The sequence below is a fragment of the Paraburkholderia aspalathi genome (assembly GCF_900116445.1).
GTDB lineage: Bacteria > Pseudomonadota > Gammaproteobacteria > Burkholderiales > Burkholderiaceae > Paraburkholderia > Paraburkholderia aspalathi.
In genome coordinates this window covers 58482-79213 of sequence record NZ_FPBH01000022.1, presented here as the reverse complement: position 1 = coordinate 79213, position 20732 = coordinate 58482, and the positions used below count along the sequence as shown (strand labels likewise).

Sequence of the window (20732 nt, the reverse complement as noted above, 5' to 3'; positions counted from 1 at the left end):
TTTCACCACCGGCGGGAAGTTTCAACGTCTTCAGCATGGTGGGTCTCGTCAGTGGAGGGCGGGCGGCGGGCCGGAGGGATGCATGGGCGTACTATCGGCGTGTGTATCGACGTCGGCAGCCATATCGCCCTCCACGCGCCGCACGCCGATTGCATCGACCCAGCGCAGAATCGCCGCGACCGTCTCGAACAACTCTTCGGGAATCGGCTGATCGACGCCGACCTTGTACAGCGCACGCGCAACCGGCGGATTACCGATGATCGGCACGCCCGCATCGCGGGCCGCGCGCCGCAGCTCGGCGGCGCTCTCGTCCATGCCTTTGGCGATCACGCGCGGCAGCGGGTGTTCATCCGGCGCATAGCGCACCGCGACCGAATAGTGGGTGGGATTGACCACCATCATGTTGGCCATGCCGACTTTCGATTGCGGTGGCGCGTTCAGCATTTCGCGCGCGAGACGTCGCCGCTCGCCCTTGATGCGTGGATCGCCTTCCTGATTCTTGTGCTCGCGTTTGACCTCGTCCTTCGACATCTTCATCTTCTTGAGGAACATGAAGCTTTGCAGCTTGACGTCCGCGGCGCCGACCAGCACGAACACTGCCGCGGCCACCATGAAAAGCTTCAGCAGCAGGTCCCAGAACATCCGTACGAGTTCCGGCAGCGGCTGATACAACGAGCCGACGATCAGCGGAAACAGCCACTTGATGGTCTGCCACATCACGCAGAACACGATCGCCGCCTTGACGATCATCTTTGCGCACTCGATCAGCGTGCGAACCGAGAAAATTCGCTTGAGGCCTGCCATCGGGCTGACGGCCTTCGGATCGGGCGTGATCGGCTTGGTGGCGATCTGCATGCCGACCTGGCCGATTGAACCCGCGATCGCGGCGAGCGCCGCGATGCATACGCACGGCACGATCGCCGACAACGCAAGGCCGCCGATCTTGTAGAACTGCGTCTGCATATTGGTCAGCGAATGGTCGCCGTTGACGAAGCCCGTGGCGATCAGCACCGCTTCGCGCATCGCGTCGCTAAAGTGGCTCGCGCCCGCCATCAGCAACAACACCACCGCCGACATCGAGATCGAATCGGTCAAATCGCTGCTGCGGGACACCTGACCGTCCTTGCGCGCGTCCCGCAGCTTTTTCTGGGTTGGCTCTTCGGTCTTTTCGTCGCTCATGTCGGCTCGGTCGCGATGGGAGGAGGGGCGTGGGCGGGCGGGGCACGCGGCGCGTTCACGAAGCGTGCCTGAGGCGAGGGCCGCATATCCCGCCTGACGATAGCGCCCGCGCTGAGCCCCCGTGCCGGGTGAGGCGAAGCGGGCGCGCGCATTACGAAGCGGACACCCGGCTTCGCATCCCATGCGCTCACTTCGCGTCCAACGGTCTGCCGCCGCGCGCCGGTTGCTATGTTTGCGTCATCCTTCCCGACCGGCTGCGAACGGCACGGTCGACCTCAACGCTTCTGTCAGGAGCCCATCGCCATGACCGTCAGCACGCCGGAATACATGAATTGCAGCCCCGATGTCGTCGGCGGTCTGATCGAAACCGTTTCGACCGCGTTGCTCAGCAACTTCCCGAAGGTGTCCGCCGACCCGTACGACATCGAACTCGTGCTCGATGCGCTGCGCGTGCTGCGTCCGCGCGTCGCCGAAATCGACACGCTCGACGGCATCCTGCATATGGTGCGCGGCCACTGGGACGACGCCATCCACGTGCTGCGCCAGGTCGGCGAGAACGCGCCGCGCTTCGGCTACGCCAAGGCGCTGCTCGCCTTCTGCCTGTCCGCGAAGGGCGACCCGGACTGGAAGCAAAGCGCGACCGAAGCCATGGAAAACAATCCGACGCGCGACACGCAGTCGCTGGTGCGCGCGCTCGAAGCCCGCGAGGACCTGTTGAACGCGATGAAGGTGAAGCGCGCCGGCGGCCAGTTCGTCACGCCGAAATCGTTGGAGGCGCTGGCGGAGTTCGATGCGGAAACCGCTGAGGGCGCTGAGGCCGATGTTCAGCCCGCCGCGGCTGCGCCCGCGCCGGCTACAGCAGCCACGCCGGCTACAACCGATTACGCGCACCAGTCGTTCCTGCGAGCCTGATTTCCATCCGTTTCCGGAGCCGCACATGACCGTCAATGCCACCACGACCGCCTTGCAAGCCTCGCTCGAGCAGATGTCGCAAGGCGCGGGCGCCGCGCCGGCCGCGCAGACCACGCCTGAAATGGCCGACAAGTTCCAGTCGCTGATGCAGAAGTCGCCGATGAGCGCGCCCGCCACGCCGCAGCAGGATGGCACCGCGGTTGCCTCGAAGCTGGTCGCCTCGCAGGACGCCGAGCTGCAGCACACCGTCAACGACGCGCTGCAACTCGCCGAGCAGGCGCCGAACATGACGATGAACGAGATGAGCGCGGGCACGATTCGCATGACGCTCGAACTTGCCAGCACGCAGCTCGATCTGGAAGCGAAGATGGGCGTGGTGGATTCGTCGAAGTCGGCGATCGAAACGTTGATGAAGAACCAGTAACGCGCTTGCGCACGCCACCCTGAACGTGGCGCTGCGCCTTCGCGAACCTTGTGCATACGATGCGAGACGCCGCCACCATGTTCGACCGATTGCCGATCCGCCGCCGCGCCGCACCGTTACTCTGCGTACTCGCGTTATGCGTGACGCTGAGCGGCTGCAAGAAAGAGCTGTACGGCAACCTGTCCGAGCAGGACGTCAACGAGATGGTGGTCGCGCTGCTGGAACGCGGCGTGGATGCGTCGAAAGATACGTCGGACGCGGGCAAGACCTGGTCGCTCGACGTCGACGACGCGCAGATGGTGCGCGCCATGGAAGTGCTCCGCGCGCGCGGTTTGCCGCACAACAAGTTCGACGACCTCGGCGCTTTGTTCAAGAAGGACGGCCTGGTTTCGACGCCGACCGAAGAACGTGTGCGGTTTATCTACGGCACGTCGCAGGAGTTGTCGTCGACCTTATCGAAGATCGACGGCGTGCTGGTCGCGCGTGTGCAGATCGTGTTGCCGAACAACGACCCGTTGGCGCAGACCATCAAGCCCTCGTCGGCGGCGGTGTTCATCAAGTACCGGCGCGACTCGGATATCGGCGCGCTGGTGCCGCAGATCAAGACGCTCGTCATGCATAGCGTGGAAGGGCTCACCTACGATCAGGTCAGCGTAACCGCGGTTGCGGCGGACCCGGTCGAATACTCGCAACTGCCGCAGAGCAATAGCATGCCGGTGTGGCTGATGGGCGTGTTGGCCGGTGTGGTCGTGCTGGCCGCCACAGCGCTCCTGGTGTTGGCGCGCCGTGGCGTACTGGCGGGACGGCCGGGCGGCGAGGCGGGTGGCACTGGAACGGGCGAGCCCGCGAGCGGCCGCTTCGCTGGATTGCTGGCGCGTTTGCGCCGTCTGCGCCCCGCGAACTGATCCGGCGACGCGGCTACGATGAACGCGCCGACCGATTTGCCTTTCATGCGGGTGGCCGCGGCGCTCGATTCGTATCGCCGCAACCTCGCTACTGCAGCGCAGTGGGCCGATCCGTCGTGGAGCGCCGCGTTGCTCGGCGCGAACGCGGCGCAGTTGGAACATTGGCGTGGCGCGCTCGAGCGTGCCGGTGCAGCGGCGGTCCAAGCCTGTTCTCAGGCTCTCGCTGATGCTGTCGGTGTCAAGCCGCCTTCGTTCGCTTCGCTCACTCAAGCCGCGCTGAAACCGACGCCTGCGGGTACCGTACAGCCGAATGCCGTGCTGCTCGATGTGCTGCCGGTCCAGCACGCACTGCAGGTGCTGCGCATGCGTGCGCTGTCGTTCCGGCGCGCCGAGGTGCGTCGTCTGATCGACAAACGCACGCGATCGCAACTGTCGGAATGGACGGGTGTGGGCATCGACCGTCTCACGCAGGACGCCCATCTCGCCGATGCGCCCGATATCGCGCGTTTGGCCGCACGCGCCGCGATGCCGCCGTTGACGGCGCTGGATGCCGGGACGCTGGCGGTAGAAGGCTGCGCGCTGCTGTTGCGCGATCTGGGCGGCACGAACACAACGAGCGGCGCAAGCGGCGCGAACGAAAGCGCACGTGTGCCGTTTCCGCTGCTGAGGCTTGCATTGCCGCGCGTGCTGCCCACTCCCGCATGGCTCGCGTCCGTGCCTGAAGAGCTGGATGCTGCCGGCTCCGCACGCCTCTTCGCGCGTCTATCCGACCTGCTACCGGAGTTTGCATGGCTATTTGGTTGAAGCACGCGCGCTCCGCCTTTGGCGAAATCGATGCCAACGCTTCGTTCGCCCGAGTCGGCGCGGCTGCGGATGTGATTCCCCGCGCGACCTTCGGCGAGCTCGTTTCGATCGACGCAGCCTATGCGGCGCTCGCAGCCGAACGCGATGCGCTGCTCGCCGACGCGCGTGACGAGGCGGCGCGCATCGTCGATGCAGGCCATGCGCAGGCCGCCGGAATCGCCGAGCAGGCGCAGCGCGAATACGACACCGCCAGCGAACAGGGCTACCGCGACGGTTGCGATCGCGCGCTCGCCGACTGGATGCAGCGTCTCGCCGACGTCGCCGATGCGCAGAGCCAGTTGCAGATCCGTATGCGCGAGCGGCTCGCGCAGATCGTGGCGTCGGCGGTCGAACAGATCGTGCGCGTGGAGCGTCACGAGGCGTTGTTCGAACGGGCGCTCGCGACCGTCGACCGCATCGTGGAGGGCGCGACCTATTTGCGTGTCGCCGTTCACCCCGACGACTACGCCGAGGCCAAAGCCACCTTCGACCGGCTCGCCTCGCGCTGGCGCGATCTCGGCCAGCCGATTCCGCTCTCGGTGATCGCGGACAAACGGCTCGATCCCGGCAGTTGCGTTTGCGAGTCCGACTTCGGCACCGTCGATGCGAGCCTCGACACACAATTGCGCGCCATGCGCAGCGCCGTGTCGCGCGCGCTGAAACGCTCGGTCGAAGAGGCCGATGCGCACGACGAAGAACCGGCGTCAGCCGATGCCGACAACGACGCCGACGGCTACGACCCGCGCAATGACGAGGAAGCTGCATGAGCACGCCATGGCTCACCCGAACCGTCGATTTCGACCGGCTGACCGACGAGATCGAACGCGAGATTCTCGCCGTGCCGGGTGTGACTCGCACGGGCAAAGTACTGGAAGTGATCGGCACGCTGATCAAGGTGGCCGGTCTCGATCTGTCGCTCGGTGAGTTGTGCGAGTTGCGCGCGCCGAACGGCACCTTGCTTCAGCATGCCGAGGTGATCGGCTTCACGCGCGACGTCGCGCTGCTTTCGCCGTTCTCCCGCCTCGAAAACATTTCGCGCTCGACTCAGGTGATCGGCCTCGGCCGCTCGCTCGCGGTGAAAGTCGGTGACATGCTGCTGGGCCGCGTGATCGATAGTCTCGGCGAACCTGTGGATGGCGGTCCGCCGATTCATTCCGATACGCTACGACCGATTTTCGCTGCGCCGCCCGATCCGATGAGCCGCCGCATGATCGAGGCGCCGTTGCCGACCGGCGTGCGCGCCGTCGACGCGATGATGACGCTCGCCGAGGGCCAGCGTATGGGCATCTTTGCGCCGGCTGGCGTGGGTAAAAGTACCTTGCTCGGCATGTTCGCACGCGGGGCTTCGTGCGACGTCAACGTGATCGCTTTGATCGGCGAGCGCGGCCGCGAAGTGCGCGAGTTCGTTGAACTGATTCTCGGACCGGAAGGCATGGCGCGCTCGGTGGTGGTATGCGCGACGTCGGACCGTTCGTCGATGGAGCGCGCGAAAGCCGCCTACGTCGCGACCGCAATTGCCGAGTATTTCCGAGACCGTGGCCAGCGCGTACTGCTAATGATGGACTCGTTGACGCGTTTCGCGCGCGCCGGCCGTGAGATCGGTCTGGCGGCGGGCGAGCCGCCCGCAAGACGCGGCTTCCCGCCGTCCATCTTCGCCGAATTGCCGCGTTTGCTGGAACGCGCGGGCATGGGCGAAACCGGCTCGATCACCGCGCTCTACACCGTGCTCGCCGAAGACGATAGCGGCAGCGATCCGATCGCTGAAGAAGTGCGAGGCATTCTCGACGGCCACATGATTCTGTCGCGCGAGATCGCGGCGAAGAACCAGTACCCCGCGATTGACGTGCTCGGCAGTTTGTCGCGCGTAATGCCGCAAGTTGTGCCGGACGCCTACGTGCAGGCTGCGGCGCGGATTCGCGAATTGATGGCGAAGCATCGCGAGGTGGAGATGCTGTTGCAGATCGGCGAATATCAGCCCGGCACCAATCCGCTGGCCGATGAAGCCATCGCCAAGGCTGACGCGATCAAGGCGTTCCTGTCGCAACGCACCGGCGACTACGCTGCGCCGAACGAGACGGAAGCGCTGCTATACGACCTCAGCGGGCTCGGCTAATGGCGGCAGGATCGATGGGCATGCAACAACGGCGCATCGTCGCACTCGAGCGATCGTGTACGCGCCGCCGGCGTCTCGACGAAACTTTGCGCGTGACGCTTACCGCGCAGCGCAACGCGCAACTGCAACTCGAGGCCGCGCGCGATGCAAAGGCAGACCAGGTCGCGCACGAAGCCGGCGTGCTGCAGTTCTACCAGCATCGCATCGACGGCATGATGACGGGCACCGAGCCGTTCTCGCTCGACGACCTGAACAACTGCCGTTTGTACATCGGGGTGGTGAACGACCGGCTGCGCCTGCTCGAAGCGGAACTGGCGCAAGCCGAAGCCTCCGTGCAGGAAAATACTGCGGCGATCGCGCAGACGCAACGCGAGATCGCCCTGAATCAAGGCCGCATCGATCTGTGCGGCGAACGGATTCGCGATATCCGGCGCGTTCAGGAAAACGCGGCCAGCGATGCAAGCGACGAGGAGGCCGAAGAAACCGCGCTCGCGCGACGTTTTCAGGCGCGTGGAGCGCCCGCATGAACGATATCTTTTCCGCGCTACCGCAACTCGGCACGCTGCTGGTCGGTTACATCACGTTGATCGGCGTGTGCTCGCTGCGCCTGTTCATCGTAATGTTCATTTTCCCGCCGACTGCCGACGGTTTGCTGCAAGGTGTGGTGCGTAATGCAGTCGTGCTGCTGTTCAGCTCCTACGTGGCGTACGGTCAGCCCGTCGCCTTCATGCAATCGCTGCACGGCGTCATGCTGCTGGAAGTCGGTTTGCGCGAGGCGTTGATTGGACTCGTGATCGGTTTCGCGGCCTCGGTCGTGTTTTGGGTCGCAGAGGGCGCGGGCACCTATATCGACGATCTGACCGGCTACAACAACGTGCAGATCACCAATCCCACGCGCCAGGAGCAATCGACGCCGACTGCCACGCTGCTGGGGCAAATCGCCTCCGTCGCGTTCTGGGCGCTCGGCGGCATGACCTTTCTGCTCGGTACGCTATACGAGTCGTATCACTGGTGGCCGATCGTCTCGGCGGGGCCGAACGTGTCGAACATCATCGAATCGTTCGTCCTGACGCAGACCGACACGCTGATGCAAACCATCGCCAAGCTCGCCGCGCCGATGATGTTCATTCTGCTGCTGGTCGACTTCGCCTTTGGCTTTGCCGCGAAGTCCGCATCGAAGCTCGATCTGATGACGCTGAGCCAGCCGGTCAAAGGCGCGGTGACGGTGTTGATGCTGGCGCTGTTCGTCGGCATTTTCGTCGACCAGGTGCGCGATCAGGTGACCTTGCGCGGTCTTGAGGCGCAGTTTCGCGTGCTTAACGAAACGACGAAGGCGCCGAATACATCGAACTCTTCCAGTCCGCCAAACAAGCCTTGAGCTTGTGTTGAGAATGCCTTGTAGAAGGTCGCTGCGCGGCCGCGCCGATGCAAATCTCAAACCTTCTCAAATGCGCCGCAAATATCAGATTAATTGAAACTTCGTTTGGTGCGCCTCGCTACATTGACTCCACTCGACGCATCGCGCATGCCGCTTGCGACGCGTTCCCGCACTCAGAGGAGTCGTCCATGTTCTCGATGCTTTACTTCCCCGTGGTATCCGCGCTCGCAACGCCCGCACCCTGTGCTCACACCGCACTGTCCGGCCGATTTCTCGATACCTTGCTCGACGGCAAGCTGAACGCCGCGAGTCAGCTGGCGAGCCGCTGGGCCGACGAAGCCGGCAACGCCGAATTCGCGCCGCACGCACTGCAACTGCACGCCGATCTGCAACTGATGCTCGGCATCGAAGTCGAGGCCGAGGAGAACTACCGTCGCTCGCAAAAGCTGATCCGTTCGTCGAAGCACGCGATCCGCACCGCGTCATGCCGCAACGCCGCATGGCAGGCATTTTTCCGGCATCGGCTCGGCACGGCGCTAGCGTGCTTCTCGCGTGTCGCCGACGAGCCCGAAATCGAGCCGGCGCGCGCAGTGGAAGCGCACTTCGGCATTGTTTGCGTGCTCTACGAACTGGGCCGCACCAGCGAAGCGGCCGACGCGCTCGACGATCTTTTCGAACGGGTGGAACGCGATCTCGACGATGCAGCGGGCCACTGGCACGCGCTGCTCGCGACGCTGCGCTTCGACCTCGCCGTGCAGATGGAAGTGCGTAACGCGACGGCGCTGCGCGATCACGTTTACTGGCAATCGGGTTTGTCGAGCGAACGCGTGCCGCGGCCGGGCCAGGGGGCCGATGCGAGCGTCGACAGCCTTGCACGCGCCGTGTTCGGCGTGCGTTCGCCGTTGCTGCGCGCGCGCATCGACTATCTGCAGCAATTGCGTCTGGCCGCCTGCGCGGATCGAGATGCGATCGGCGAATTGCAGCGTCATTTGCAGTGGTCGCGCGAGCAGGGAATCGGTGACTATCAGCGCACGCTGCGCCTCGAAATTGCTCTCGCGACACTGGCCGGCGCGGCGCCGCATCTGGCCTGCTCGATTCTGGAGCCACTGCATCAGATCGGCCGCAACGGCACCACCGGCCACCGTCAGCTCGAATATCTCTACTGCAGCGCCAAAACGCGTCAAGCCGAAGGCCGCGCGCAGGAATCGCTGCAACTTTATAGCCGCTATGCGCTCGTCGCCATGCAATGTCTGCGCGAAGACTCACAGGTGCGCGCACCGTTCCTGCAGCGCAGCGCGAAAGCCTCGCCGCAACTCGACGATGTCGGCGCACGTCTGCCGGCCAAGTACCGCCGCGCATATAGCTACGTGCTCGACAATCTCGACAGGCGCGATCTTTCAGTGCGCGAAGTGGCCGCGGAGATCGGCGTAACCGAACGTGCGTTGCAAAGCGCCTTCAAGAATTTCCTCGGACTGTCGCCAACCGAATTGATCCGCCGTCAACGCATGGAGCGGATTCGCGCGGAACTCACCGACCGGTCGTATTCGAGCGATCGCGGCGTGCTGGGCGCGGCGAGCAAGTGGGGCGTGCAAAACCGCTCGACGCTCGTGAACGGTTATCGCAAGCAGTTTCATGAAGCGCCGTCCGAAACGCTTGAACGATAACGCCGCCGCTTTGTTGCCACTGCTGCGCGTTTCGGTATTCGCGGTTTTTTCCATCACCCTCACACAGTCGACTCCATGAAATCGAAGACGCTGTTCTGCGCCGCGTGGCTCGCGGCGTCCCTGACGTTGAGCGCGCTGCAACCTGCTAGCGCGGCTCCCGTGCGATGGCGCGGTACCTCGGTGCACATCGCCGTGGAAGGCAAAGATCTGAAAGACGTTCTGCGCGATTTCACCGCGAGCCAGGGCGTGGCCGCGTCGATCGCGGGCAACGTTCAGGGCGCGGTGACGGGCCGCTTCGATATGTCGCCGCAGCGCTTCCTCGACACGCTCGCTTCGACTTTCGGCTTTGTCTGGTTCTATGACGGCAGCGTGCTGTCGATCAGCAGCGCCAACGACGTCACGCATCAGGTGATCAAGCTCGATCACGCATCCGCTTCCGATCTGCGCGCCGCGCTGCATACGATGAGTGTCGACGACGCGCGCTTCCCGGTGGTATATGACGAAAGCGCGGGCACGGCGATCGTCAACGGGCCGCCGCAATATGTGCAGATGGTGAGCGAGATTGCCAGACGCCTCGACGAGAACGCGAGCCGCCGCAGCGGCTCCGTGATTCGCGTGTTCAAGCTGAAGCACGCCTGGGCCGCGGACCACAAGGTGCAGATCGACGGCAACACGATCACGGTGCCGGGCGTGGCCACCGTGCTGTCGAACATGTATCACGCGAAGCAGGAGAAGGGCGGTGGTCAATCGCAGACCTCGGTGTCGCCGAATATGCAACGCGTGCAGCCGATGAACGACGTGGGCGGCGGCAACAGCGGCGGCGCTCCGGTCATGAACCCGCCGTTGCCGCCCAATATGGCAGACGGGCAAGGCTCCGCGCTCGGCGGCCTGGTCGGCAACGCGCAGCTTTCTAACTACGGCAGCACGGGCAGTGTCGGCTACGCGAACGCGCCTGGCGCCTCGCAGGCGAGCCAGCCGAGCGGCGGCGATCTGAGCTTGCCGATCATGCAGCCTGACCCGACCACCAACTCGGTGCTGATCCGCGATACGCCGCAGCGCATCGACCAGTACGCGTCGCTGATCGATCAGCTCGATACACGGCCCAAGCTGATCGAAATCGAAGCGCACATCATCGAGATCGACGACGATGTGCTTGCGCAGATCGGCGTGGACTGGCGTGCCCACAACAGTCATCTCGACTTCCAGACCGGCACCGGAACGTATCAGCAGAACAGCTACGCGAACGGCCAGATCAATCCGAACTTCGGCACCACGACGCTTGCCGATGGCACCACGGTGGTTTCCGCGACGCCGGTGGGCGCCTCGATCACCGCCGTGCTCGGCGACGCGGGGCGTTACCTGATGGCGCGCGTCAATGCGATGCAGAGCACCTCGAAGGCAAAGATCGACGCGTCGCCGAAGGTCGCCACGCTCGATAACGTCGAGGCCGTGATGGACAACAAGACCAAGTTCTTCGTGCGTGTGTCCGGTTATACGTCGGCGGATCTGTATAGCGTGTCGACTGGCGTCTCGCTGCGCGTGCTGCCGATGGTCGTACAGGAAGACGGCCAGACGCGCATCAAACTCGAGGTGCATATCGAAGACGGTCAGCTGACCGGCCAGCAGGTCGACAACATTCCGGTGATCACCAGCAGTGAGATCAATACGCAGGCCTTTGTCGGCCAGGGCGAGAGCCTGTTGATCGCAGGCTACAGCGTGGATAACAACTCGAACGGCGTGACCGGTGTGCCGGGCCTGTCGAAAATTCCACTCATCGGCGCACTGTTCCGCAACAACAACGACTCGCGCTCGCATATGGAACGCGTCTTCCTGTTGTCGCCACGGGTGCTGGATCTGTAATCGAGGGCTGTGTTATGAAACGAGGGGCAGGCGCACGCAGCGCTCGCCCCTCTATGCTTTAGCGGCGCCGTCCGTTGCTCCCTAGCAGCGCGGCGGGAATCGAGAACGATGTCAATGCCGACGAAGAGTCGCTGCCCGGCGATTCAGCCCCGCGCGCCGTGAAGCCCGCTACCGGGTGCACGAAGTGCGCGGTGCCGCTGTGCCACATGGCTGCATACTGGCCCCACGGTTGTGCGCTGCGAGCGGCTTCGCTGTCTTTTGCATGAACGTCGAGCGCTCGAGAAGGGCGCGTTGTTTGCCCGACGCATTCTATATTCGCTTCATGGCGAGCGATGTTGACGACTTCAGTGATCGCCGTAATCGCATCCACGGTCTGCTCGACCTGGACTATCCCCGGCATGATGGCGTCGGCATCCGCCTTGCCATCGCACAACTCGACGCGATATCCGTGCGCATACATCGTGCGTAGCTGGACGCCTGACGCGCCGTTCAGCCCCAGCTTCTTGCGCAGTTTGTAGATGTGCTGTTCGAGCGTGCGGCCCACGATATCTTCCGTGCTGCTCCAGATCGCACCGGCAATCTGCCTGCGGCTCACGTATTCACCGGCGCGTGAGAACAGCAGCCATGCAATCGCGAATTCGCGCACCGTCAGGCGGATTTCGCGTTCGTCCACCAGCACCGTGCCGGTACGACGGTCCAGGCGATAAGGACCGAGTTCGGCCCGGTCTTCGGATTGCAACGGTGGCGGCGACTGGAACCGGCGCAACGCCTGGTAGGTGCGTACCTCTAGTTCGCCCTGATCGATCGGCGAGAGCACGACATCGTCGGCGCCAACTTCGAAGGCCCGTTCGATGCTGTCACGATCGGCAAATGCGCCGATCACGATCAACGGCGCGCGGCGGTCGCCATAGCAGGCACGGCGCGCGAACACTGCGCGCGTTGCATCGATGCCCGTTGCCGCGTCGACAAGGATGGCGTGATAGTCCTCCCGATAGATCGCCCGCGAGAGCGCGACGTCATCGAGGAAGCGGCAGCATTCGATCGTATCGTCGCGAAAGCATTGGCAAATCAGATTGAACAGACTGCTGCTGGTGGTCATCACGGCGAATTTCAACATGCCCTCCCGGGACTGATGCCTAAGGTTGCTTCCCAAACCGCATTGCGTGTCCCGAAAATTACGGCCCTTAAAATATCAGGGCTGTAACGAATTGTTTCATCGCATGACGCATTGAAATTGCATGAAAGATGGAGAATTTGTTTCGCATCGTTTCGATCCGGTCAATAACCAGACAGATCGCGGCTATTAGCCGGGAGATGCACTTCTAAACACGATTTCGGCAGCAATTACCGTCATGCATTCGGTAACGGGTAAAAGAGACCCGCATCGCCGGGAATCGCACGCGAAGCAAGGTTCGCAGTACCTTTCAGCGTTGCAAGCCGTATTTATTTTTGTTGAGAATCTGAAAAGCGCGTTTTAAGGAATGCGGCTTCGCATTTCCCTGAGCTTTGTTGAATCTGTGGGATGAGCGGCTATTTACACTCGCATGAGGTGGCCGCCAATGCGGCGCCGCGCATTTTTTTCTTGTGCCGATTCCATTGCGAGTGCGCTCATGTCCTTTCTGTTAAACGCGTGGTATGTCGCGGCTTTCGCCCACGAGGTCCGCGCCGACGTGCCGTTTTCGCGCACGCTGCTCGGGCGGCCTGTGGTGCTATATCGCGATGCGGAACAGCGCGCGATCGCGCTCGACGATCGCTGCGCGCATCGTTTCGCGCCGCTGTCGCAAGGCCGTATCGTCGACGGCGTGCTCGAATGTCCGTATCACGGTCTGCGCTTCAGTGCGAACGGACAGTGCGTGCACAATCCGCACGGCGACGGCCGGGTGCCGGCCGGCGCGAAGGTGCGTGCGTACCCTTCGCTCGAACGTTACGGCGCCATCTGGTTCTGGCCGGGCGACCCCGCGCGCGCCGATGCGGCCTTGCTGCCGTCGTTTCTGTTCGTCGATCCCGCCGCTAACGTCACACACGACGGTTACCTGCATACGCGCGCGCACTATCAGCTGAGCGCCGACAATCTGCTCGATCTGAGCCACTTCCAGTTTCTTCATCCCGATACGCTGGGCAGCGAGGCGATCGCGCGCGGCGACGTGCAGTCGGGCAGTCTCGACGACATTGTCTGGGTCCGCCGCAGCGCTTACGACGAAGCGTTGCAGCCGTTCGTCGCGCAAGGCTTCGGGATTCCGCCCGGTACGCGGGTGGATCGCTGGATGGACGTGCGCTGGACGCCGCCTGGATTGCTCTCGATCGTGGTCGGCGTGACCGCGGCGGGCATGCCGCGCGAAGCGGGGCTGATCGCGCCGTCCGCGCATTGGCTGACGCCGGAGACCGAACGCACGACGCATTACTTCTTCGCGTTCGGTTTGCCGAAGGAGATGGGCGACGCGGCGCGCGGCCTGGTGCGCTATGCCGTCGAAGGACTGATGAAGCCGTTCGAGTGCGAGGACCTGCCGATGCTCGAAGCGCAACAGAAGAATCTCGGCGACCACGACTTCTGGGCGATGCAGCCGGCGCTGCTGCCGATCGACGCCGGCGCGATTCGCGCACGACGCGTGATGGAGCGGTTGATTGCGGCGGAGCAGGGGGCGGCGCCCACTCCCGTGAGCACGATTGCGATTACGCCGGTGGCGGGTACGTCGCAAGCGGTGGCTTGATGGGCGCCGTTCCTCATGTTGCGGTGAGAGTTGATCAATTGCCTGGCGAAGTCACAGCAACGGACAGTGAGTTGCTGAACGAAACGGCTGTGACGGCGAGCGCTTTACGATACGAATCCGCCGCAACGGGCAGTGAATCGTTGAGCGAAGCCGGCGCGGCAAGCGGCGAATCGCTGAACGCGGTATGGGTGGAATTCATCGTCGAGATGTTAGGCGCAGCCGGTGTGCGTCGTGCTGTGCTGTGTCCCGGTGGCCGCGCGAGCGCCATGTGCCTCGCGTTCGACGGACATCCGCACATTGCCGTCGAGATGGTCAGCACCGATGAGCGCAGCGGCGCCTTCGTCGCGCTCGGGATCGCGAAGGCAAGCGGCGAACCGGTCGCGATCGTCACGACGTCCGGCTCGGCGGTAGCGAATGTCTTGCCCGCTCTGACCGAAGCGGACGCGTCCGACGTGCCGCTCGTCGTACTGACGTGCGACCGGCCACGTGCGCTGCGCGGCACCGGCTTTGGACAGATGGCGGATCATCTCGGCGTGACTCGCGCGTTCGTGCGCGCGCAGGCGGACCTGAAAGATCCTGAAGATGCAGTGCAGGCTCTGGAGCAAGCCCGTCATACGCTCGCGGCAGCGCTTGTTGCGATGTCCAGGGGAGTGCCGGACGGCGATGACAGCTTGTCGCGCGCCGATGTGCATCCATCGTCACAGCGGCCGACGCGTGGTCCGGTGCATATCAACGTCCCGCTTGCCGGTGTCTACGATGCAGTTGAGACGCAGCCGGTTTCGTTCGAGACGGTCCGCGCGGCACGGGCTCAACTAGCGCCGCACGATCACGTCGCGTCCCCAGTACCTGAAGCGTCGCCCGCGCGTATCGTCGAACGCGTCATGGCGCGCGTGCTTGCGAAGCGCGGTAGCGTTCCGCTCAGTAACGGCCTCAACGGGTTGATCGTGGTCGGCCCTGAACCGGGCGTGCCACTCGAAGCGATTTTCGCGCTGGCCGCGGCGAGTGGCTTTCCCGTGCTAGCCGACGCGGGCAGTGGGCTGCGATCGGGGCCGTCGGCGTTGACGCCGCAAGCGGCCGCGCGCGGCGCGGCGGGCGCATTGATCGTCAACGCATTCGATGTATTCGGCGGTGCCGCACGGCTCGCATCGGCGCGCGCGGAACTGATCGTGCGCTTCGGCCTCGCGCCGGTTATGCCGGTGCTGCACGCGTACCTCGAAGCACACGCCGACGTGCCGACGATCAAGATCGCGCCTTGCCGTGTGGCGCATGACTATCTGCATCCGGCTCTGGATCCACGCGACGTGCTGGTTGCGCCGTCATCGGCGATGCTGCAAGAGATTGCCGCAGCGCTGGCCGAAGCAGTGCAGCGGCGTACACATGCCGACGCCAGTCCCAACGCACCCACGCCGCCTCGCCCGACCGTCGCCTTTTCCTGGCGCGACCGCTGGGCAAGCGTCGCCGGTTACGGCGCACGCGAGCGGCGCGCTTGCGTCGCATCGCTCGCCTGGGGCGAAGTGTCGGCGGTTCATTGCGTGCTGGCGGCGCCCGGCTTTGCCTTCGTTCATCTCGGCAATTCCATGTCGATGCGTCACGCCGATATCGGCTACGACGTACGCGCCGCGCGCCAGGACATCTATGTGAATCGCGGCGTGAGCGGCATCGACGGCACGATGGCGACGTTCATCGGCGAAGCGCTCGCGCGCCGCGATGCGGGTCTGCTGCTGCTCGGCGATCAGGCGTTGATCCACGACCTTTCCTCACTGGCGAGCGCGCAACGTGTGTGTACGCCAGCCTGCATCTGTGTGGTCGACAACGGCGGCGGCGCGATCTTCGACTTTTTGCCGATCGCCCGCGCACCGGCCTATCGGCGCACGATCCGCAATCCCTACAAACTAGATATCGGCGCGCTCGCGCAGGCGTTCGGGCTCGCGCATCGCCGTGTCGAGACGCGCGACGCGTTGGACGAGGCGCTCGCCGAAGCACGCGATCACGCCGGCGTGACGATCATCGAAGTGGCGGTGGAACCGTATTCCGGCGCGCTGCAAATGCAGCAACTCGCGCAAGCTTTGGGAGCGACGTGATGGATTGGGATATTGTCGAGAGCCCGTTGCAGCGTTCGCTGGCCGCGTTGAATCGCTATGCAAGCGCACCCGCGCCTGACGAGGTCTTTCTCGACGACATGCAGCAACGCATCAACGGGGCACGGCGTGCGCCTGGCCGCTGCGATCCAGGCGCGAATCGTGACGCGCCGCGTGTGTTGCTGCTTGGCTATAGCGGCGCGGGCAACACCGGCGCCGATCTGCGCACGATTGAGACGATCGCCCAGTTGCGTCGCCTGCTCGCGCCGCGCGAGCCGCGTATCACGCTGTTTGCGCTCGGAGACTGCTTCGATCATCCGCTGCTTGCCGGCACGCCGCGGCTCACGCCTTCGCTGCCTTATCTGCCCGATGCGCTCGACGCCGCCGTGCGCGATGCCGATCTCGTGCTGAACGTGGAAGGCTCGACCTATACGTCGAAGTTTTCCGACTCGTTGGCGGGCGTGCTGATCGGCGGGATTGCGCTTGCGCATGCGCATCGGCGGCCGGCGGTTGCTTACGGTGTCGATAGCGGCACGATGAGCACTGCGCTCACGCGCTTTGTCGAACGCAATGCGCAAGCCGGCGAAGTCATTTGCCGCAATGACGCTGCGCGTGTACAACTTGCTTCGCTCGGCGTTAGCGCACAAGTGGGCGCCGATACCGCTTGGACTTATCGGGCGCCCGCTGACGCAAGCAACGCGGCGCTCAGTTCACGGCGCGTCGCGCTATGCCCGAACAATCCGTTCTGGTGGCCAGTGCATGCCGACGCCGCGCGGGCGCGTGAACTCGACGCACGCGGCGAGGCATCATCGCTGCGCTATGGTCCTTTGCATTTTCACAGTTGGAACACGGCGCGCGCCGAGGCCTATCACGCCTATCTCGATCGCTTCGTGCAGATCGCTGTCGGCTTGAGGGAGCAGGGTTACACGCCGGTGCTGGTTGGCATGGAGCAACTCGATAGCGGCGCCTGCGCCGATCTGGCGGCCCATGTGCCATTCCCAATCGACATCGTCGCGCGCGGCCCGCATACGCTCGACGAAGTAGCCGCCACGGTCGCGCATGCAGCATGCGTGGTGACAACGCGCTATCACGCGGCAGTACTCGCGATCTCGCATGGCGTGCCGGTGTTCGGGCTCTCGATGGACACGCGCATCGAACGTCTCCTGAGCGAGGTGGGTTGCGAGTCATGGAGCGCGGCATGCGATGGCGACGACGGCGCACACGCCGCGCTCGCAGCCATCGCATCGCTGCAGAACGACGGTGTGCGCGGCGCATTGGTTGCCACATACGACGACTATGCGCGCTTGCAACGCGCCCGTTTCGACGCGATGGGTGAGCGGGTGCGCGCCGTGCTCGAAGGCTAGGCGCGCTCAGTTCACGGTCAAGGCACCGACAACGAACTGAGTTCCCGCTGCGCGCTGACCTGCTTGACCGCCTGCGCCGTGCCGACATACGAGAGCCCCGACGTGCGCGACGCCGAATTCGACTCGTAGCTGTACAGCACATGATTCGTCCAGCTTGTCGGCGATTCGAGCAAGCGCGCGATTTCGCCGCGAATCCGCAGCATTTCCCTCTGCTCGTCCTGGGTTGGCGTGCGTCCGCCCTGCTCGAACATCCGCAGCGTGCCGCGATACGCGTTGATTTCGGCAGCCGCTTCCGGCACGATGCGCTGCCGCTCGCCATAGTATTGATTGCCGCGCGTCGCGTTGAGCTTGACCTTGGTCTGGTACGTGTTCAATGCGTTCTGGCCGCCGTTTACCGAATGCGCCCATGCATCATTGCGGCTGTCGATGTATTGCAGGTAATTGCCGACGCTGGTGAATTCGGTGTCGCGATAGGTGCGCTCGGGCACGATGTCGCCGCTCTCTTCATAGAGCCGCAGCGTCGAGCCGGTGCCCGTTTGCAGCAAGGTCGTGCCGAAGCCGACCAGCGGTGCGCTCGAAAACGACAGTGAATTGAATGGCCCGGCGTTGCCGATCGGCACGGGCGGCGGGCTCGATACCAGCGTGGCGCTGCCATTGACTGCGAACCGATGACCGCTGCTCGATTTGTCGACATTGCGCGCGCCGCTCTGATCGGTCGAGTGAGCCTTGCTCGAACCGAACACGGCCTCGCCCGTTACGAGCGGCCCGAACTTGACGTTGGCCGGGGTCACATAACGCGCGCCGCCCGTCACCGCGAGCGAGCCGTAATTCGAACGGCTCTTGTTGTCGACCCAGCCGATCGACACATCCGGATCGGCAAAGAACCTGTCCGCCATGCCATTCCACATTTCGTCCTTTGTGCGCGGCAGTTGTCCGCCGGGACCGGAGCCGCCGAGCGTGCGCACCACGTCGGTCATCTTGCCGCGCCAGGCCTCAGGGTCGTTGTTGCCGGTCTGGTCGAACGGCGTGCGGATTACCACGCCGCGCGGATTGCTGGTGTCGCGGCCGCCAATCACGGACCCGTAGCCGCTCGCCATCGCCTTGCCGCCAGCGAGTGACCAGCCAATGAAGCCGCCGACGCCCAGGTGCGCGGACTTGCGGTTGTCGGTGCCGATAAACATTTCGCCGTGATGCGAGGTGGAGCCGACTTCGAGCAGCGCGTGACGGCCTTTCAGATAGCGCACGTCCGGCGCTACCGAGGCGCTCGGCGCGCCGACGAGGCCGAGCGCGGTTGCGATGTTCTCGGAGATGTTCGCGTCGAGCCCGTAGACGCCGCCACTCGACATCTGCACGCTCCACGTCTTCGGCACGTTTTCGACCAGATGGCACAACGAATCGATGTTGCCTTGCGGCGTGGCCGGCGTCGCCACCGGATCCTGACGGATCGCCTGCATGCGGTCGAGATTCTGGCCAAGCGTGCGGTTGGTCGCGCCGATCGGCGCATTCATATCCGCGCCCGACTCGGTTGCCCAGGCGCGCAGCGTCTCGGCGTTCATCTTCGGCAGATCGCGGAACGCCGGGCTGTTGCGCACCGTGTCCTTATCGACGTTCAGCGCGCCAGCAACGTCGCGCGCAATCTGATTGCGTTGCAGACGGCCGAATTTCGTGTCGTCGCGCAACCAGCCCTTGGCGCCGATATTCCCCTTCCAGTTGCGTAGCGCGGCGGCGCGCACAGCGGCGTTCATCGTCGCGTTGTCCGGCGCCTGGCCGCGCTGCCGGTGCGGCGCGTTCACCACCTGCGTGTTTAGCGCGTCGACCACCGTGTCGATGGATTGCAGCGTGCTGAAGTCCTTGTCCGGATGATCCATCAGACCGCCGGCGGTGCCCATGCCGAGCGCCGAGATCGGATCCTTCTCGTGGCCGAAGCTTTGCTTGACGCCGCTGCGAAATCGCTGCGCCGTGCGATTCATCCACGAGCCGGTGCGTGCCGACGTCGCGTTGCGCTGCGCATGCTTGACCACCGAGTACATACGATTCTGCACCTGGCCGACATCAGCTTCGGCGATGCCGTTGCGATGCGCGAGGTAGGCTGATCGAAGATGCGTTTGCGGTTGCGCGCGCGGACTCTCGAGCAATGCGTTGCCGCACAGCATCGCCTTGGCGGTCTGCGTATGCGGCGTCAGCGCGAGGCTGATCGCGGCCTGCTGCTGGCTTTGCGCGACCTGGGTGTTGGCGTCGCGTTCGGCGGCCGGCAGCATGGCGTTGGCCGATGCCGCGAGTTCGGGCAGCGTGCCGGGTTTTTCCATGCCGTTCGGCCATGCCGACAACAGCGTGTCGGCGGCGCGCCAGGTTTGCCAGTCGGCTTCCGCGTGAACCTTGCGGTCGCGGTCGGTCGGCGCCTGGATGTTGCCTCCCATCGGCGGCGCCGCTTCGACGTTGCGCAGCGCGTGAAACGCGGCTCGCGAGCGCGCCATCGCGCAGCGTGTCGCGAACGCGTCGCGCGTCTGCTGCGGAGTGGGATTCTGGATCGTGCCTTGCAGCACGCCGAGCACGTCGCTTGCGCGTTGCACGTTGCCGCCAGTCGCTTCGGCGAGCGCGTGACCGAGATAGCGCGACTTCGCGAGCGGCGGGTCGCCGCGCTGACCTTGCGGAATCGCGTCGCGGATATTGGCCAGCAGCGTGTCGCGCTCGGTTGCGAACTGCGTACCCGCTTCAGCCGGAAAGCTCTCGGCAAGATGCGCGTCGGCCCTGGCCGGGTCGCGCAGTTCGGTGCTTGCTTGCGACAAGGCTCGCTCGTTCTTGCCGACCGCAGTCTTCACGTTGGTGTTGTTGTGCGAATTGACGCCAAGCGGTGTGCTCGCGTTGGCCTTCGGCGTGTGCATCTGCCCAGGGCTCGGCTGGATATCCGGCGCGGGCCGCGATGCGCGCACGGTGGTCCGTGCGTGGAACGGCGTTAAGGTGCTGTTCGCACCGCTGCCGGTCAGGTCGTTGAGGGGCGAGCCTTGCGGCATCGGGTCGCTATGCGTCTGCCCTGGTCCAAGCGGCGTCTGCACTGGCGCGCTGGGCAGATGGTTGCGCAATGCGCGCAGCTTGTCGAGCGGGCCGCCAACCACTCTCGTTTCAGGCAGCGGTACATTGTTCTGCGGCTGATTCGCCTGCGGGGCCGCAGGCTGCTGCTGTTGCTGAACGGGCGGTGCGCCGCGTGAGAAAGGGTTGCGAATCCCGAATGGCACGAGCGGTCTCCCATGTGAGGACGGTCGCGTCGGCAACTCGCCGACGATGACGAATTTTCATCGCCACGTCA

16 protein-coding genes are annotated in these 20732 nt (G+C 64.4%); 13 read left to right on the top strand and 3 right to left on the bottom strand.

The genetic code is table 11. The features are described 5' to 3' along the window. Positions 1 to 48 precede the first annotated feature (48 nt). Positions 49 to 1179: a type III secretion system export apparatus subunit SctU gene (gene sctU / locus BM438_RS28710; protein WP_093641329.1), complete on the bottom strand. Its 1131-nt coding sequence runs from the start codon at positions 1177 to 1179 to the stop codon at positions 49 to 51. A gap of 303 nt (positions 1180 to 1482) precedes the next feature. On the opposite strand from sctU, the gene BM438_RS28705 reads away from it, so the two are divergent. From BM438_RS28705 to sctC, 10 genes are all read left to right on the top strand, one after another. Then, a complete protein-coding gene (locus BM438_RS28705; protein ID WP_093641326.1) occupies positions 1483 to 2091 on the top strand; it encodes an HrpB1 family type III secretion system apparatus protein in 609 nt (202 codons plus the stop codon). A 25-nt stretch (positions 2092 to 2116) separates the two neighbouring features. After that, positions 2117 to 2515, top strand: coding sequence for a type III secretion protein HrpB2 (locus BM438_RS28700; RefSeq protein ID WP_093641324.1), 399 nt, complete (start codon positions 2117 to 2119; stop codon positions 2513 to 2515). A gap of 77 nt (positions 2516 to 2592) precedes the next feature. Further along, positions 2593 to 3420 carry a type III secretion system inner membrane ring lipoprotein SctJ gene (gene sctJ / locus BM438_RS28695; protein ID WP_093641321.1) on the top strand — a complete coding sequence of 276 codons (828 nt, stop codon included), beginning with the start codon at positions 2593 to 2595 and terminating at the stop codon, positions 3418 to 3420. Between the two features lie 18 nt (positions 3421 to 3438). Further along, complete coding sequence (locus BM438_RS28690; RefSeq protein WP_093641318.1) at positions 3439 to 4224, top strand: type III secretion protein HrpB4; 786 nt, start codon at positions 3439 to 3441, stop codon at positions 4222 to 4224. Further along, a complete protein-coding gene (gene sctL / locus BM438_RS28685; protein WP_093641315.1) occupies positions 4209 to 5030 on the top strand; it encodes a type III secretion system stator protein SctL in 822 nt (273 codons plus the stop codon). The genes BM438_RS28690 and sctL overlap by 16 nt, the downstream gene beginning before the upstream one ends. Beyond that, the gene (gene sctN, locus BM438_RS28680; RefSeq protein ID WP_093641312.1) at positions 5027 to 6376 is read left to right on the top strand and encodes a type III secretion system ATPase SctN; all 1350 of its coding nucleotides are present in this window, start codon (positions 5027 to 5029) and stop codon (positions 6374 to 6376) included. The genes sctL and sctN overlap by 4 nt, the downstream gene beginning before the upstream one ends. A 20-nt stretch (positions 6377 to 6396) precedes the next feature. Next, entirely contained in the window at positions 6397 to 6903 is a 507-nt protein-coding gene (locus BM438_RS28675) for a type III secretion protein HrpB7 (protein WP_167378472.1), read from the top strand. Continuing rightward, a complete protein-coding gene (gene sctT / locus BM438_RS28670; protein ID WP_093641306.1) occupies positions 6900 to 7754 on the top strand; it encodes a type III secretion system export apparatus subunit SctT in 855 nt (284 codons plus the stop codon). The genes BM438_RS28675 and sctT overlap by 4 nt, the downstream gene beginning before the upstream one ends. 188 nt (positions 7755 to 7942) lie before the next feature. Then, positions 7943 to 9418 (top strand): helix-turn-helix transcriptional regulator, encoded by a 1476-nt coding sequence (locus tag BM438_RS28665; protein ID WP_093641303.1) that lies wholly within the window; start codon positions 7943 to 7945, stop codon positions 9416 to 9418. 75 nt (positions 9419 to 9493) lie between these two features. Further along, the gene (gene sctC / locus BM438_RS28660) at positions 9494 to 11278 is read left to right on the top strand and encodes a type III secretion system outer membrane ring subunit SctC (RefSeq protein ID WP_093641300.1); all 1785 of its coding nucleotides are present in this window, start codon (positions 9494 to 9496) and stop codon (positions 11276 to 11278) included. A gap of 58 nt (positions 11279 to 11336) precedes the next feature. On the opposite strand, the gene BM438_RS28655 is transcribed toward sctC, so the two are convergent. Next, positions 11337 to 12395, bottom strand: coding sequence for a response regulator transcription factor (locus tag BM438_RS28655; RefSeq protein WP_244179468.1), 1059 nt, complete (start codon positions 12393 to 12395; stop codon positions 11337 to 11339). A 493-nt stretch (positions 12396 to 12888) separates the two neighbouring features. Between BM438_RS28655 and BM438_RS28650 the strand changes: the two genes are divergently transcribed. Genes BM438_RS28650 through BM438_RS28640 form a run of 3 tightly spaced genes read left to right on the top strand, consistent with a single transcriptional unit; the run spans position 12889 to position 17428 of the window. Further along, positions 12889 to 13986 carry an aromatic ring-hydroxylating dioxygenase subunit alpha gene (locus BM438_RS28650; RefSeq protein WP_093641564.1) on the top strand — a complete coding sequence of 366 codons (1098 nt, stop codon included), beginning with the start codon at positions 12889 to 12891 and terminating at the stop codon, positions 13984 to 13986. Continuing rightward, a complete protein-coding gene (menD, locus tag BM438_RS28645) occupies positions 13986 to 16067 on the top strand; it encodes a 2-succinyl-5-enolpyruvyl-6-hydroxy-3-cyclohexene-1-carboxylic-acid synthase (RefSeq protein WP_093641297.1) in 2082 nt (693 codons plus the stop codon). Before BM438_RS28650 ends, menD begins: the two co-directional genes overlap by 1 nt. Continuing rightward, complete coding sequence (locus tag BM438_RS28640; RefSeq protein WP_093641294.1) at positions 16067 to 17428, top strand: polysaccharide pyruvyl transferase family protein; 1362 nt, start codon at positions 16067 to 16069, stop codon at positions 17426 to 17428. Before menD ends, BM438_RS28640 begins: the two co-directional genes overlap by 1 nt. A gap of 17 nt (positions 17429 to 17445) precedes the next feature. Here BM438_RS28640 and BM438_RS28635 read toward each other — a convergent pair whose 3' ends face one another. Further along, positions 17446 to 20661, bottom strand: a complete 3216-nt coding sequence (locus tag BM438_RS28635; RefSeq protein ID WP_093641291.1) for a hypothetical protein — start codon at positions 20659 to 20661, stop codon at positions 17446 to 17448. Positions 20662 to 20732 lie beyond the last annotated feature (71 nt).